Genomic DNA, 14,292 nt, shown 5'->3' on the forward strand with positions numbered 1-14,292 from the left:
ATGAGTAACGTTACGAATGGTGCTATTGCCAAAGCAAGTCACCGTAAAAAAATCCATGATTGGATCGTTGTTATCATTTTGCTTGTATTGCTCGTTGCTGCATTCACCATAAGCGCGAATACGGGAACGATCCGGCTTTCGCCAATGGAGCTTTTTAGAACCTTGTTCGGACAAGGGACTCCACAGCAGGAATTAATTCTCTTTGAATTCCGGTTGCCGCGAATGGTTATTTCCATTCTGATCGGCGCAGGTTTGGCTGTTTCCGGTTGCATCATGCAGGGGGTATCGCGTAACAGCCTAGCGGACCCTGGTATTCTGGGGATTAATGCAGGTGCCGGGCTGATGGTTATGCTGTTTGTACTGCTTTTCCCATCGATGCAAACGATGAATTCATTATTTTTACTTCCCGCTCTTGCACTCATTGGATCGGGAGCGGCTGCTATTCTGATTTATGCTCTTTCTTACAAAAAAGGCGAAGGTATTTCTCCGACAAGGCTATTGCTGAGCGGAATTGGGGTAGCGGCGGGTATCAGTGCTACCATGATCATTATGACTCTTAAGTTAACACCTGAAAGCTACACGTTTGTAGCTAATTGGTTAGCAGGAAGCATATGGGGTTCAAATTGGAAATTCGTAATGGCTCTGCTGCCTTGGCTAATTGTATTGCTTCCTTTCGCATACTATAAAGCAAATGTTATGAATGTGCTTAATTTGGGGGATCAGACGGCATCCGGGTTAGGTACACCTATCGAAAAGGAACGTATTCTTCTCCTCGCGGCTGCGGTCGGACTGGCTAGTTCAAGTGTGTCGGTTAGTGGCGGAATCGGTTTTGTCGGTTTGGTAGCTCCACATTTGGCAAGAAAGCTGGTGGGTCCGAAGCATAAAATGTTGCTTGTAACGTGTGCTTTAGTCGGAGCACTTCTGGTACTCGTAGCGGATACGATCACACGAGCCTTACCTTTACAGAAAGAAATTCCGACAGGATTAATTGTTGCCATCATAGGTGCGCCATACTTCTTATATTTGCTGAGTCGCTCAAAAGGATGAAAAATAAAAAATAACCTTCAACACCACTAAGGAAGTGGAACTGAAGGTTATTTTTTTATTTCTTGTAGCAGCCTTTCATCTCAACGGGAAGTATTCAAGGCATGAGAGGTTTGATGCAGCTCTCTGATCATTTTATGCAACGTGTAATTTTCCTGCCGTGTCACACCGTGTTGATTTTCCTGAACCAGCAGCTGATGAATGTTTCGTTTTAAAATCTCACTTCGACGTTCCAGCATTTCGGTACTCATAAATAAATGAACACTCCCTTTGTCATGAATAAATCTACATTTTAGAAATAAGCATAGACTGAATATAAGGTTGCCTTTCGACTTCTTTAAGTATATCGTGCTGGATGATCAAGGGAAAACGGAACGAGACAGCAAAATACTTATCCTCATCATCCATACCGTGTCGACAGCTACTCACCCCATGAGTTCTTAGATATACTTCCTTATGCTGGCGATAACAGGAGATTAGGGACAATTAGCTTCACATATATGGAATCACTTATCAATTTGCTGGAAGCTGTGGTGAGGAGCCAACCAAAACTGCAAAGGTTACAACTACCTAATGAGAAGAAAAGAATAAGAGGCTACAACATTTATCATTATTTATATTGTGGATATACCGGCTGAACAGCTACTTGCTCAGGATCATGACCGAAGAACAACAGACTAGGCTTGACCTCCTGCACAATCTGCTGAATGCGGGCAATTGACTGGCGCGTCTGTTCACGGTCAAAGCCGTCAAATGGCACGTCGTTTGCGTAATTCTCCTGAGTGTAGGCAACATCAATCGTCAGCATGATCGGACCCGATTCCTTTGTTGTGATCAGCGCGGACTGATGACCCGGCGAATGACCCGGAGTATAGAGCAGTTGCAAGCCCGGAACCAGCTCATGGTCCCCTTGGAGCAGTCGGTAATTCAAGGTTGTCTGCACGCATTCCGGCGGCGCATACTCTAGATTACCGATCGCAGCGTCTGCTTCGGTCTGCTGCACATAAATCGGTGTATTCGGAAAATGCGGATTGCCTCCGGCATGATCCATATGCATATGGGAGATAACGATGGCATGAATATCGTCTGGTTGATAGCCGATCCGATCCAGTACTGCCACGATACTATCATCGGCTGTCATACGGGGGATGAAGCGTCCTTCAAACGGTGTATTTTTAAAATAATCTGGGTTGTCGATAAACGAATCTGGCATACCGGTATCTATGAGGATCGGACCGTGATCTGTCTCCAGCAGATACGACCAGATTTGCAGGCGCACCAGTTCACCAGGCTGTGCATGATGGTTGAGTGAGGAGCGATCAATATCAAGCTGACCGACCGGTAACCAGTACAATTTGTTAATCATACAATCATCCTCCAGTCTTAGTTTACATAATAATTATTATGTAGTTAATGAACGGAATTACAGCTGGCAGAAAGTGATGCTTGTATTTCATTTGTAAGATGGTGCGATGGAACCTCATGCTTTCGCAGTAATCCCGCACTTTCAAAAATTAATTTCTAATAGTTTAAATGATAGGGTATGTAGGCGTCCAGCAGGAATCTGCCGTCACACAGGCCAGTACGTGCGGATGTATAATAGGATGAGCAAAAAAGGGTAAGTACATAGGCTGGACAAGAGGGACACGCTTTATTTATACTTAAAAAGTGCTCAAAAAAACTGCGTATAATATAAATTATACGCAGTTTAGGTTTAAAACGACTTTTATATGCTCTCCTGCATAAGATGTCGATTGGATTGTCGATAAAAATCAGACGAAGATGATCGTTTTACAGCATATTTCGAAATTTGAACTGAATGGGGGTAAGCGGAATGAAAAAAGAATTACGACATATGGAGCTAGATACGATAGAAGAAATTGATGAAGTGTATGCTGAAAAACTGGAAGCTTTTTTGATTTGGATGAAGGATGCGGGGTATACGATACATACGCAAAAAAATTACATGGGGGATGTAAAACAGTTTTTACGTACGTTGAGTGATAAATCACTTGACCAGGTGAAAAAGATTCATGTGATGTCGTATTTGTCTAAAGCGCGGGAAGGAGGCGCCGGAGATAGTACACGAAACCGGAAGCATGCAGCGGTGAACAGTTTTTTTAGAGCGCTACAGGAATTTGAGTTATGCAGCGCAAATCCGGCAGCGGGAATCAAAAAAGCAAAAACTGAAAAGAACCGTATGCCTGTCTATCTGGATGAAAAGGATATTCAGCCGTTCTTGCTCGCGGTGGAAGGGAAATATGCAAATCGTAATATGGCTATCTTTCTGCTCATGGTCTACATGGGATTGCGGGTGGGGGAGGTTCATTCGTTGAATGTCTCAGATTACAGTCGAGAAAGACGCACATTAGATGTGTTCGGTAAAGGGCGTAAGTGGCGTACCCTGCCAGTACCGGCGGCTGTATGTGATTTTGTAGAGCATGCATTGGAGGAAAGATTGACGCCGTGGAGAGGTAAGGAAGACGCGATGTTCATATCCCAAAAAGGTCGCCGTCTGGCGGTGCGTTCTATTCAACAGATTGCTACAGAAACGTTTGAACGATTCCAGCAAGATAAGGGCACAGAACGTCGGGAGGCTTATTCCAGTCATAAGCTGAGACATACATTTGCCACGATGCTTTTACGCAAGGGAGCAGATCTGCGTACAGTGCAAGAGCTGCTGGGGCACTCATCCATTCAGACGACCACGGTATATACACATGTCACTGATCGGGAAAAAGAAAAAGCGATGGATAAACTGGATATTCAGATACCTATAACGGGATTGTAAGTATATTCACCAATGCATTATGTCATGAAACGAAGTTGGTTTACGTAACTAATATTATGTAAACAAATTAAAAAAGAATTGAACCGATCTTGAAAATGGCATCTGCCTTGACAAAGGTAATATTTTGCTACAAAATTAGTGGAACCACTTTATAAATATGGTTTATGAAGTGGTTCCACTAATTTTGTAAAAGAAGGAGCACCGATATGGAAAAAGCTAATACAAATTTAATTAAAGAAATAAATCTGAATCTGGTTCGCAAAGTATTAAAGCAGATCAGCAAGGCCACAAAGCCCCAACTGGCCGCATTGACTGATTTAAGTGTGGTGACTATCAATACGCTTATGCAGGAATTGCTTAATAATGGAGAGATTTTTGAAGATGAGATTGTGCCTTCCAACGGTGGTAGACATGCATTAACCTATCGTTTTAATTATGAGTATAGTCTGGCACTGATTATACATATTAATGAAAAACAAGGAACGGATGTAGTATCAACCACGGTCGTTAATTTAAACGAGGACGCTCTCATGAAAGAAGAACATCCCTTTCAAATTTTTGATGATGCACAATTTTATTCCACGATTCAAGGCATCATTTCACTTTATCCTTCTATTAAGGTTATTGGTATTGGAATCCCGGGACAATCGGTTGATGGAGAGATTACAGTCAGCAGCCATGAAAGGTTGAATGGAATCCGGTTGGCAGAGGATGTGCAGAGCAAATTTGGTTTGCCCGTTATGGTGGAGAATGATGTAAATGCGGCTGTATGTGGATACGTTTACAGAGAACAGTTAGATGAAGATCAATGTGTGCTAGCTATCTATTTTCCTGAAAATTCTCCACCAGGGATGGGGATTTATTTACGCAATGGAGTTTTAAAGGGCAAACATGGATTGGCTGGTGAAATCAAATTCCTCCCGTCTATAGTGTGGGATGAAAGCAAGGGAAGAGAAGTTTTTTTCAATAGTATATGTGAAATAATTCAAACATTACAATCTATATTTGATCCTGATCAAATTGTAGTCTATAGAGAGAATATAGAAGAAGACTCTTTCTTTCGTTTTTTGGAAACCTACAAAGCTAAGCATGAGATGCCTTTGTATCCTGACATTGTTCTCTCCGATTTATTTTATGAGGATTTTAAAACAGGGTTGAGAGAGTTAACCCTAAAAGAATTAGAGCGTCCTATTATTGTTTTTAGATAATGACATCTATCGTTTGAGCAGAGGAGGAGAAACATGATGGCAACCTGGTTTCTGATTATTATTTATCTAGCGTTTATTAGCTTGGGAATCCCGGATTCCCTGTTTGGGGCAGCATGGCCTGTGATGTGGCCGGAACTCGGGGCTGATTTTGGGTCAGCCGGAATAGTATCCATGGTCGTTGCAGGCGGAACCATTGTATCAAGTCTAGCCAGTGGAACTATCATTGAAAAAATAGGTACAGGCAAGATTACTCTAATGAGCTGCTTTTTGACTGCAGGAGCGTTACTCGGGTTTTCTTTTGCACCTTCATTGTTCTGGCTCGTACTCTTAGCAATTCCTCTTGGCCTCGGCGGGGGAGCTGTAGATGCAGCACTCAATCAATATGTGGCTACTCATTATAAGGCACATCATATGAGCTGGCTGCATTGTTTTTGGGGTGTTGGAGCTACGATGGGACCAATCATTATGTCTTTCTACATTTCGAACTACAATTCATGGAGAAGTGGCTATACAGCCGTATCCATGATTCAGTGGGGACTTGTTATTATTTTGCTTATTACACTGCCATTATGGAAACGTGTAAACGCGATACAAGATTCGATTATTTCTGAAGCTCAATCAGACTACTCACAGATGGATCACAATATAGCACAAGTTGAGAACACACCCAAACAAAATCTAATTCGAATGAAAGGAGTTAAGAACACGCTCGTTGCTTTTTTGTTTTATTGTGGTGTAGAGGCAACGGTAGGTTTATGGGGAGCCAGCTTTTTGGTAGGGGCTAGAAACATCCCAGCTGAAACTGCTGCTGGTTGGGTATCTTTGTACTACGGTGGAATCACGGTAGGCAGGCTGATTACGGGGTTTGTAACTTTAAAAATAAATAATCGTATCCTAATCCGGATTGGCCAACTTACTGCTGTTGCAGGCGGACTCATTTTGCTGTTTCCGTTGCCTGTTGCCTTTTTATTGCCCGGTTTTATCCTTATTGGATTAGGGCTTGCACCGATTTATCCTGGACTTCTTCATGAAACGCCAACACGGTTCGGTAAGGAAAACTCCGCCAAACTCATGGGTTATCAGATGGCAGTTGCTTATACAGGCACAACATTACTCCCGCCCATTGTTGGGCTGATAGCATCTCAGGTAAGTATTCATTTTTTTCCGGTTGCAGTCCTTGTTTTCCTTCTTTTTATGCTACTCAGTTCAGAACAAGTGAATCGTATACTGAGAAAGAGAATTTTGAAGGGTTAAGACAAATTACAACTTGACTTGAAACGCGTTTCATCAGTTAAAGTAAATGTATACCCTAAAAGAGAAAGGAGAGCACTCTATGATCTCACTCATTTTATTATGTTTAGTTATATGGTGTGGTACTTACTGGTGCTTAGCATTATCAAGACAGCCTATGGATGTAAAACCTTACCGCTCCATCGATGATTTTTTTGAGTAGCTTTATAATCACTTAATAAAGGTACTTTTTTTACCATCTTTATTAACGTCTTTAATTAAATCTTTTATGAAGTGGACTGGAACTGTATCGAGCTGTTTAAATGGATTAGATGTTGTATAAAAGTTGCAGATACGACAGAAGGGAGTGCGACAATGTGGGGATTGAAGGAGTCTTATGCGTTACCGTTTTATGCATTACGTATTTCATAATCAGTAGTTTGGCCCATTCTTCTTTTGTTCAAAAGCTTGCAGCACGTAAGTTTGAGAATTTTAATAGAGACTTTGATGTTGATCCCTGGAATGAACATAAAAAAACGTAAGTATGAACTGACAATGAGTGTATCAAACAACTAAGGGAGGCTTATTTATGTTTAAACTGGTAGTAAGTGATTTGGATGGTACTTTTCTGAACAATAGTGGCACGTTTGATATTGAATTATTCAATCAAGTGTATGAAGAAATGCAAGAAAATAATATCTCCTTTGTTGCTTGTACAGGTAAGCAATGTGAAAGAGTAGAAGAATTGTTTGGTGAACATGGAAAAGGGATCTGGATTTTAGGAGACAGCGCGACTCGCATTAAAAAGGATGGAGTCGTTGTAAAAGAGTTTACAATTGAACGTAATTTAGCATTACAAGCGATCAATCAAATTGAAGCTTTTGCTAAGGATTTTATTATCATAGCATGTACAACAGAAGGAGCTTATGTTCACTCTCATATTCAAGAGGAATATTACAAAATTGTGAAGGGCTCCTACAAGGAAGTGCTAAAGATTGATTCATTTGATCAAATAAACAGCAACTTTCTTAAAATAACGGTTTACGATCCATCCGGGAGGAGTTCCTTGTTAAGAAAACATGTTGAAGAAACGCTGCTAGATCAAATTTATATTGTCGATTCTGAAGCAAATTGGCTGGATATAACAGCGCTTCATACTCATAAAGGGGAGACGGTAAGAAAACTCCAAGAGATATTGGGCGTTACTATGGATGAAACCATGTCTTTTGGAGATGGTGAAAATGATGTGGAGCTTATGAGTATTGCCAAATACAGTTTTGCTGTAAAAAATGCTTGTGAGAACACTAAAAATGCAGCAAGTTTTATTACCAAATCCAATGAAGAAAACGGTGTATTGTTAACGATAAAGAAAATGATGGATTTACAAAAGCACTAATATTAATTATCGTTTATGAGAGATAGACCTCCAGATTTCACACTACCGAATGAAGGGACTATACGCAGCATGAAAAATAAAATACTGGTTTTTGATATTGGCGGCTCTTTTATTAAATTCAGTTTATATTCTCAAGGTGAATTTATGACAAAGGGCAAAGTTTCTACACCGTTAGATTCACTAGAGAATCTGCTTATAGCTTTGAAGCAAATTCACAGTCAGTTTATAGATGAATGTGAAGGTATAGCCGTCAGCATGCCAGGTATTGTGGACTCTGTCACTGGTCATATGGTGCATGGTGGTTCATTAAGGTATATAAACGATATCAATATGATTGAAGTTTTTAAGAAAGCGTTTCATTTACCCGTAGCCATTGAAAACGATGGAAAGTGTGCTGCTCTTGGAGAAGTATGGCGCGGCTCACTACAGGGGATCGCTGATGGTGTTGTTTTGGTTGTTGGAACAGGGATGGGCGGTGGAATCATCTCTCAAGGTAAATTGCTGAAAGGCCATCATTTATCGGCTGGGGAATTCACCTTCATCAGAACTAACAACGAGCATGCAGACAATGTGGATTATCTGCTTGGTATGCAGGGTAGTAGTTCTGTTTTAGCTAAAACGGTTGCCAAGGCTAAAGGACTTCCAGCAGATTCTATTACAGGTGAAAAAGTATTCAAGCTCATTGAAGAAGGTGATCACACGGTACAAAAGATTTTTCGAGAATACTGCGGGAACATCGCAACACAAATTATTAACCTACAAACAATACTTGACCCTGAAAAGTTTGTGATTGGGGGAGGCATATCTGCCAATCCTTTGCTGGTTGTTACTATTAGGGAAGAGCTAGAGAAGCTTTATTTGCATTCAATCTTAAATTTTGTGCGTGCAGATATTGAGCAAAGTAAATTAGGCAATGAAGCGAATTTGCTAGGTGCTATATACAACTACATGCAATCACACCATCTTGAAGTATGAGATAAAATAAAAGCAAAAGAGCGTGTCTTTAAGCTTAAGACATGCTCTTTTGTATTCACCTAGTTTACATAATATATATTATGTTTATTTGGTGTGTATAACATTCCGAAGCAACTTATTTTTCAATGAAGAATATGCACGTACGCTTACTTTTCATTTTCCGGAGGAGATTCAATGATTAGCCCCTGAACATGCTTGCGCGCTAGAAGCTTTCGTTTTTTTCGATTTTCCTTTGTTTCTAAAACAATATCCAAATCATAATCGTCTGGATACAATTCTGTTGCTGCGATGTGAAGAACGAGCCTCTTTTTGTTTATGATCAGCTTTTGTCCTTGAATCAAAACTCCAACATTGCCTCGTTCATCCTCCGTTTTGCAAACAATACCAGTTCGATCTAGGTAGCCGACATAAACACTATCTCCAAGAGCAAACGACCTGGTTATGAGTGGGTTCTCTTGTTTTTCCTGTTTTGCGACTGTACGGTCTGTAGATGCTTTTTTAGAGGTAGGTTTACATACATCCTCAGGCCTTTTATCGTCAAAAGAAGGGGGAGGAACCAAAGACTTTTGTGTATTCTGAGACGTTCTTCCAGCAGAAATGGCCTCCGAACGTTCGATAATGCGAGTCCACATGCCTAGTTTCAAAGCAATTGCGTATGCATAGCTTTCCCCAGCCTCACCGATGCGAAGTCGGTACAAGGGTTGCAACGTTTCGGTATCAAACTCCATACGAGCATTTTGAAATCCCGGTGTGTTTTCAGCAAAATGCTTGATTTCGCTAAAGTGGGTGGTAGCCACTACTGTCGTCCGTCGACGATGAAATTCTTCCAGCAGTGCGATAGATAGGCCTACGCCTTCTCCCGGATCAGTACCAGAAGCCATTTCATCGATCAGGATTAGAGTAGAGCTGCCGGCCGTTTCCAAAATGCCAATCATGTTGCGAATATGTGCAGAAAAGGTGCTCAAAGCATGTTCAATACTTTGGCCATCCCCGATGTCTACCACAATGTCCTCGAATACAGCCATGCGGCTGCCTTGCAAAACAGGTACCAGCAGGCCCGATTGCACCATGAGTGTTAACAGACCGACGCTTTTGAGAGCCATCGTTTTTCCGCCTGTATTCGGTCCGGTAATAATAAGCGAGGAATAACCCTCACCAATTGAGAAATCAAGCGGCACCATAGTATTCGCCATCAATGGGTGACGTGCACCATGGATATCTATAATCCCCTCATCGTTAAGCTCGACAGAAACAGCATCCAGGGTCATGGCGTATTTAGCTTTAGCCAATAAAAAATCCAGTATGCCTACCGTCTCTGTATTAATGCTTAGTTCCCGGTTGTATGACTCAGCCATTGCGGTCAGATCTCCCAGCACTTTCATTTCCTCTTTTGATTCCTCTGCCATGTTTGCGCTTTGTTCGAATTGTAGATTTACGATCTCTGCAGGTTCAACATAGACCGTTTGACCGCTTCCCGATTCATCCAGTACATTGCCTTTCACCTGTTTGCGGAATTCCTTTTTGATCGGAAGTACATAACGGCCATTGCGCTGACTGATCATATTTTCTTGCATGATGGATCGATGACGGCTGGTGAGAGAGTCTAATTTCCTCTTGATACGTTCTTCAGTAACTGCAATTTTTTTGCGAATTTTAGCTAGCTCTTTACTGGCGTTATCCGTCACTCGACCCGAATAAATGCATCTCTCGATTTCGGATAGGAGTGACTCCATACCATACATGGAAGAGGCATAAGCACTGACGGTTGGAGCTGCATCCGCCTTGGCATGCATATATTTCATCAGCTGCATGCAGCTTCTGATGAATTGGGCCAAATGAGAAAAATCACGCTCGCTGAACATATAGCCGGTTCCCAAGAGGTGCAGAATGTGCTCCATTCCTTCCAATGAAGGAACGGGTACGCTAGCTCCGTGGCGAATGAGCTGTAAAGCTTCGCTCGTTTCGTTAAGACGAATTTTGATTGTACGGATATCTGTAATTGGTTGCATGGAAGCGGCATGATGCTTACCCAGGTACGAAAAAGCACATTCAGATACTCTTGTTTTAATCTGATCATATTCCAAACGCAGCATTGTAGTTTCGTTCATGAATAAATCTCTCCTTTAGTTGTGTATTGACAGGATTTTTTTAAAACTTTTCTGAAAAACAAAAAAAGGGCGGAGAATGAACAAAACGTTCATTCTCCGCCCTTTAAGGAAGAGGGAATGTATCATCAAATAAGCCTATAATCCAGCATGTGAACTCACCAATTCTGCGTTTTAAACCACAGGCCAACCAACATATCAGTTAATTGGCTTATGAATAGAAAAACGTGTAAAAGGAGTTCACAAAGCTGGAAACAAAAAAACCGTGCTGAACACAGCACGGAATAAGGCCTAAATGAAAATAATCCCTAAGGCGATTTATGATATCCGCATGTTCTTAACTAATACCAGGGTGAAAACTCAGCAACAAACAAACCTGTCCCTGAAGGGTACAAGCGCCTGATGGTTTTCCCTGAATATGCAATTGCTTAGTTAAGAACGTTCACCGACATTAAAATCTCTCCCTTAATTGAAGATATATCCACAATATACAATCAGACAGGTATGGAAGTCAAGGCTGACTTCATCAATTTGATGAAAAAGTGATCATGAGGACAATGAGTTAACGAAAAATATATTATGTTAACTAATTTCGATTAAATGATTTATGAAAATGATCCCACTCCAGCAGGAATACAGCATCCATATGAAACAGAGTACTAACATTAAGAAACCGCCCTAGTAGCTGGCATATCATATCTCCCAGGGCGGTTTCTTGTGCTCTTATTTAGAATCAACGGATGTGACAGCTTGTACAGGCTGTCTGTCACGAAGCAGCGGTAACAACAACATCGATCCGACTAAAAATAAGCCGGCGCTCACGATATATACGGTGTACAGGGAGGATTCGCGTTTGAGTGTACCGCCGATGCTCATACCGACGACCATCATCCCCGAGAACAGGGGAGAGAGGGCACCACCGACTCGGCCGATAAAAGCAGCTTCGGCATTTTTCATCATCATCGTGTTGATACCGATATGAATGCAAGGATAAAATAGACCGCTAAGTACTTGTAATGCCATTGTCAGCACAATATTGTGCGACCATCCGACTCCAAAGGTTGTCAGTGTGCTGACCAGAAGTCCAGTCGCCAGCAGCAATTGCGGCTGAACTTTTTTGGCAATCGCCATAATCAGACCGCCGCCCAACAGCATAGCCGCTCCGTTCGCCATTAACGGCCATTGTAAAAATTCCTTATCTTGTCCGAGGTTCTCGATAGCGACAAAAACCATTAATGGTTGAATAAGTCCGACTGCCAGCCCAATTATGGTAAATGTTCCTCCAAGCGTGCGAAGTGTACGGTTATTCCATACATAACGTATTCCTTCTTTAAGCTCTTCAATAAAATGAGTTGGTCGATCTATCTCAATTGCTTGTTCATCTTGTGGGATACGAGTCAGAACAAGCGCAGAGATGAGAAACAACATTCCTGTTATAGACAATGAAGAGAAAATACCAAAGTGTTGATAAATAAATGTACCGACGACAGGACCGATAACCATAAATAATGCCATGAGAGACTGAAAAAGAGCCATCACTCCCTGAAGCTGTTCTGGTGCTACATGCTGCTTTAATATCTTCATCGCAGATGGCTGAGAAAATTGAGATAGAATGGCCGAGAAGAAAGTGGATAGCAAGAGCACTTGCCATGACCCGTACCACAATGCGAGCAACACGATAAAAATGGATGCAGCCGACAGTAGATCGCAACTAACCATTGTCCGTTTAGGCCGCCAACGATCCGCAAACGTACCTCCAATGATGGCAAACAGAAAGATAGGCGCAAATTCAGCAACCGAAATGAGCGATACGTATACGGGATCATTATGGGTCAGATCTGTTACATACAACAGTATGGCAAAGTTCCGCACCCAGATGCCCAAATTTAGCAACGCATTGGAGGCGATAATAGTCCTTATATATGGATTTTTAAACAACAACAAACTCTCCTTTCCAGTTTTCAGGGGGTAAAACCCTTAGGGTTTATTTTTTGTTTTTTATAAACAAAATTAATATTTGTCTATATAAAAATAGATAATATAATAAATATACTACTATTTAGTCAAATGTTTTTTTGTGATTATGAATGAAGTAGAGCAGGCAAAAGGAAGTGATCAATCATGCTAAAGAATGCGGATTAGAATAGAAGGGAATGAGTCACTACATATTTATAAATTGGAAATTATACCCAAATAAAAAAGACGAACATAATTAATATTATGTTAACTAATAAGCGCATCTTTATCTATCAGAATCTGAATCCGATGTACCTTTTAAAATCATAGTGATATAATTACGCGTACATGCCTGAAAAGGAGCGTATAGAACGTAAATGAACTTTCAAGTGGACTTTTTATCTTTTTTTGTGATTCAGGTAGACGGAAAAGAAGGACAAGGCGGTAAGTCCTACAAGCATTATGCTACAATGGATGACTATGATTACGACGAGAGTGATGTCAAAAAATTTCTGGACGGGGAATTTGCTCGTATTAGCAAGCGAAAGGTTGAAAAAAATCCCAGCACAGAGCAGGCACCGACCAAAATTGGCCGCTTTATCGTCGAACCGGAACATGAACTGAGCAGTAATCCGAATTTCAATATGTTCGCCCGACTACGTGCAGCAGAGGATAAGGAAGATTTTAAAAATGCATGTGATGATCTGGTGCGGATGTATTTGGATACAAGCGCGGTACGAGGTGGAGCACTGATCATTGTACAGGCTACATTAAATACCCACTCTGACGACCCGTTTATTTTTGTACTCAAATGTGATTTTGAACCTAAAATTGCACGGATTACTGAGAGTAGTCTGGTAAGTGAGGTCGAAATGGCGATTTCAGCCCGTAATATGAAATCCATCATGTATCCTTACATGCTGGAGGAGGGTATGAACGATGAATGGGAGCTTAAAATACATCAGTCTTCGCATGCACGGTATTTTGAAGACTTTTTGAAATTCGTCACTTATGAGCAATCCATGCCGGAAATCGTTAATGAGCATGTCATGGGCTTTGTTCAGAACTATGTAGAAACCAAATGGCCGGATGCATCTAATGAGGAAAGACAGCAGGAAGAGCGCGATCTGGAACTGTGGGCAGCCAGCGAAAAACGGGATTTGCAAGGGAAGTGGGAACCCCTTCAGGTCGTAGAGGCTGCGCAGCATATTGTCGAGCTAAAACCGGAAATTGAAGTTCGTTTCAAACTGGATGATACGGCTGTGCGTGGTTTACTATCCGACTTTGGTGCCAAGCTGCATATCACAAAACTTCATGATAGATATGCACTTATTATTGAAGGTGATGCATTTACGTTTGAAAAGGGATTTTCTCCGATTGAACTACTACAACCTGAATCCTTTGAAACAGTGGCTGAGCGGCTGAAAGAGAAAAGGCAGCATGAAAATGAGGGTGTGGATGGCGATACACCACCTTGGTAATTTGGAACGCATAGCAGGGCGACAAACGAACGAAATTATATTATAAAAAAACGGACCTCACAACGGATGTATCCGCTGTGGAGGTCCGTTTTTGTTTAGCTTATAT

Annotated in this window: 11 protein-coding genes; 7 read left to right on the forward strand and 4 right to left on the reverse strand. The window is 41.4% G+C overall.

The window, feature by feature from the left end; genetic code table 11:
- The gene (locus tag ACXHJ2_RS09900) at positions 1–1,047 is read left to right on the forward strand and encodes a FecCD family ABC transporter permease (protein ID WP_039276047.1); all 1,047 of its coding nucleotides are present in this window, start codon (positions 1–3) and stop codon (positions 1,045–1,047) included.
- An 80-nt stretch (positions 1,048–1,127) separates the two neighbouring features.
- Here ACXHJ2_RS09900 and ACXHJ2_RS09905 read toward each other — a convergent pair whose 3' ends face one another.
- Both ACXHJ2_RS09905 and aiiA read right to left on the reverse strand, forming a co-directional pair.
- The gene (locus ACXHJ2_RS09905; protein ID WP_007432475.1) at positions 1,128–1,295 is read right to left on the reverse strand and encodes a hypothetical protein; all 168 of its coding nucleotides are present in this window, start codon (positions 1,293–1,295) and stop codon (positions 1,128–1,130) included.
- A 359-nt stretch (positions 1,296–1,654) separates the two neighbouring features.
- Positions 1,655–2,410 (reverse strand): quorum-quenching N-acyl homoserine lactonase AiiA, encoded by a 756-nt coding sequence (gene aiiA / locus ACXHJ2_RS09910; protein WP_165080674.1) that lies wholly within the window; start codon positions 2,408–2,410, stop codon positions 1,655–1,657.
- 468 nt (positions 2,411–2,878) lie between these two features.
- Between aiiA and ACXHJ2_RS09915 the strand changes: the two genes are divergently transcribed.
- From ACXHJ2_RS09915 to ACXHJ2_RS09935, 5 genes are all read left to right on the forward strand, one after another.
- Complete coding sequence (locus ACXHJ2_RS09915; protein WP_165080672.1) at positions 2,879–3,835, forward strand: tyrosine-type recombinase/integrase; 957 nt, start codon at positions 2,879–2,881, stop codon at positions 3,833–3,835.
- A 206-nt stretch (positions 3,836–4,041) separates the two neighbouring features.
- Positions 4,042–5,043, forward strand: a complete 1,002-nt coding sequence (locus tag ACXHJ2_RS09920) for an ROK family protein (protein WP_013371398.1) — start codon at positions 4,042–4,044, stop codon at positions 5,041–5,043.
- Between the two features lie 33 nt (positions 5,044–5,076).
- On the forward strand, positions 5,077–6,297 hold the full coding sequence (locus ACXHJ2_RS09925; RefSeq protein WP_013371397.1) for an MFS transporter: 1,221 nt from the start codon (positions 5,077–5,079) through the stop codon (positions 6,295–6,297).
- 565 nt (positions 6,298–6,862) lie between these two features.
- Positions 6,863–7,669 carry an HAD-IIB family hydrolase gene (locus ACXHJ2_RS09930; RefSeq protein ID WP_058710923.1) on the forward strand — a complete coding sequence of 269 codons (807 nt, stop codon included), beginning with the start codon at positions 6,863–6,865 and terminating at the stop codon, positions 7,667–7,669.
- A gap of 69 nt (positions 7,670–7,738) precedes the next feature.
- Entirely contained in the window at positions 7,739–8,644 is a 906-nt protein-coding gene (locus ACXHJ2_RS09935) for an ROK family protein (protein WP_165080670.1), read from the forward strand.
- Positions 8,645–8,790: 146 nt separating this feature from the next.
- On the opposite strand, the gene ACXHJ2_RS09940 is transcribed toward ACXHJ2_RS09935, so the two are convergent.
- Both ACXHJ2_RS09940 and ACXHJ2_RS09945 read right to left on the reverse strand, forming a co-directional pair.
- A complete protein-coding gene (locus ACXHJ2_RS09940; RefSeq protein WP_025678946.1) occupies positions 8,791–10,752 on the reverse strand; it encodes an endonuclease MutS2 in 1,962 nt (653 codons plus the stop codon).
- A gap of 720 nt (positions 10,753–11,472) precedes the next feature.
- Positions 11,473–12,687, reverse strand: a complete 1,215-nt coding sequence (locus ACXHJ2_RS09945; protein WP_040103641.1) for an MFS transporter — start codon at positions 12,685–12,687, stop codon at positions 11,473–11,475.
- Positions 12,688–13,082: 395 nt separating this feature from the next.
- Between ACXHJ2_RS09945 and ACXHJ2_RS09950 the strand changes: the two genes are divergently transcribed.
- Entirely contained in the window at positions 13,083–14,186 is a 1,104-nt protein-coding gene (locus ACXHJ2_RS09950) for a DUF3900 domain-containing protein (RefSeq protein ID WP_013371391.1), read from the forward strand.
- Positions 14,187–14,292 lie beyond the last annotated feature (106 nt).

It is taken from the genome of Paenibacillus sp. ALE3, assembly GCF_054113405.1.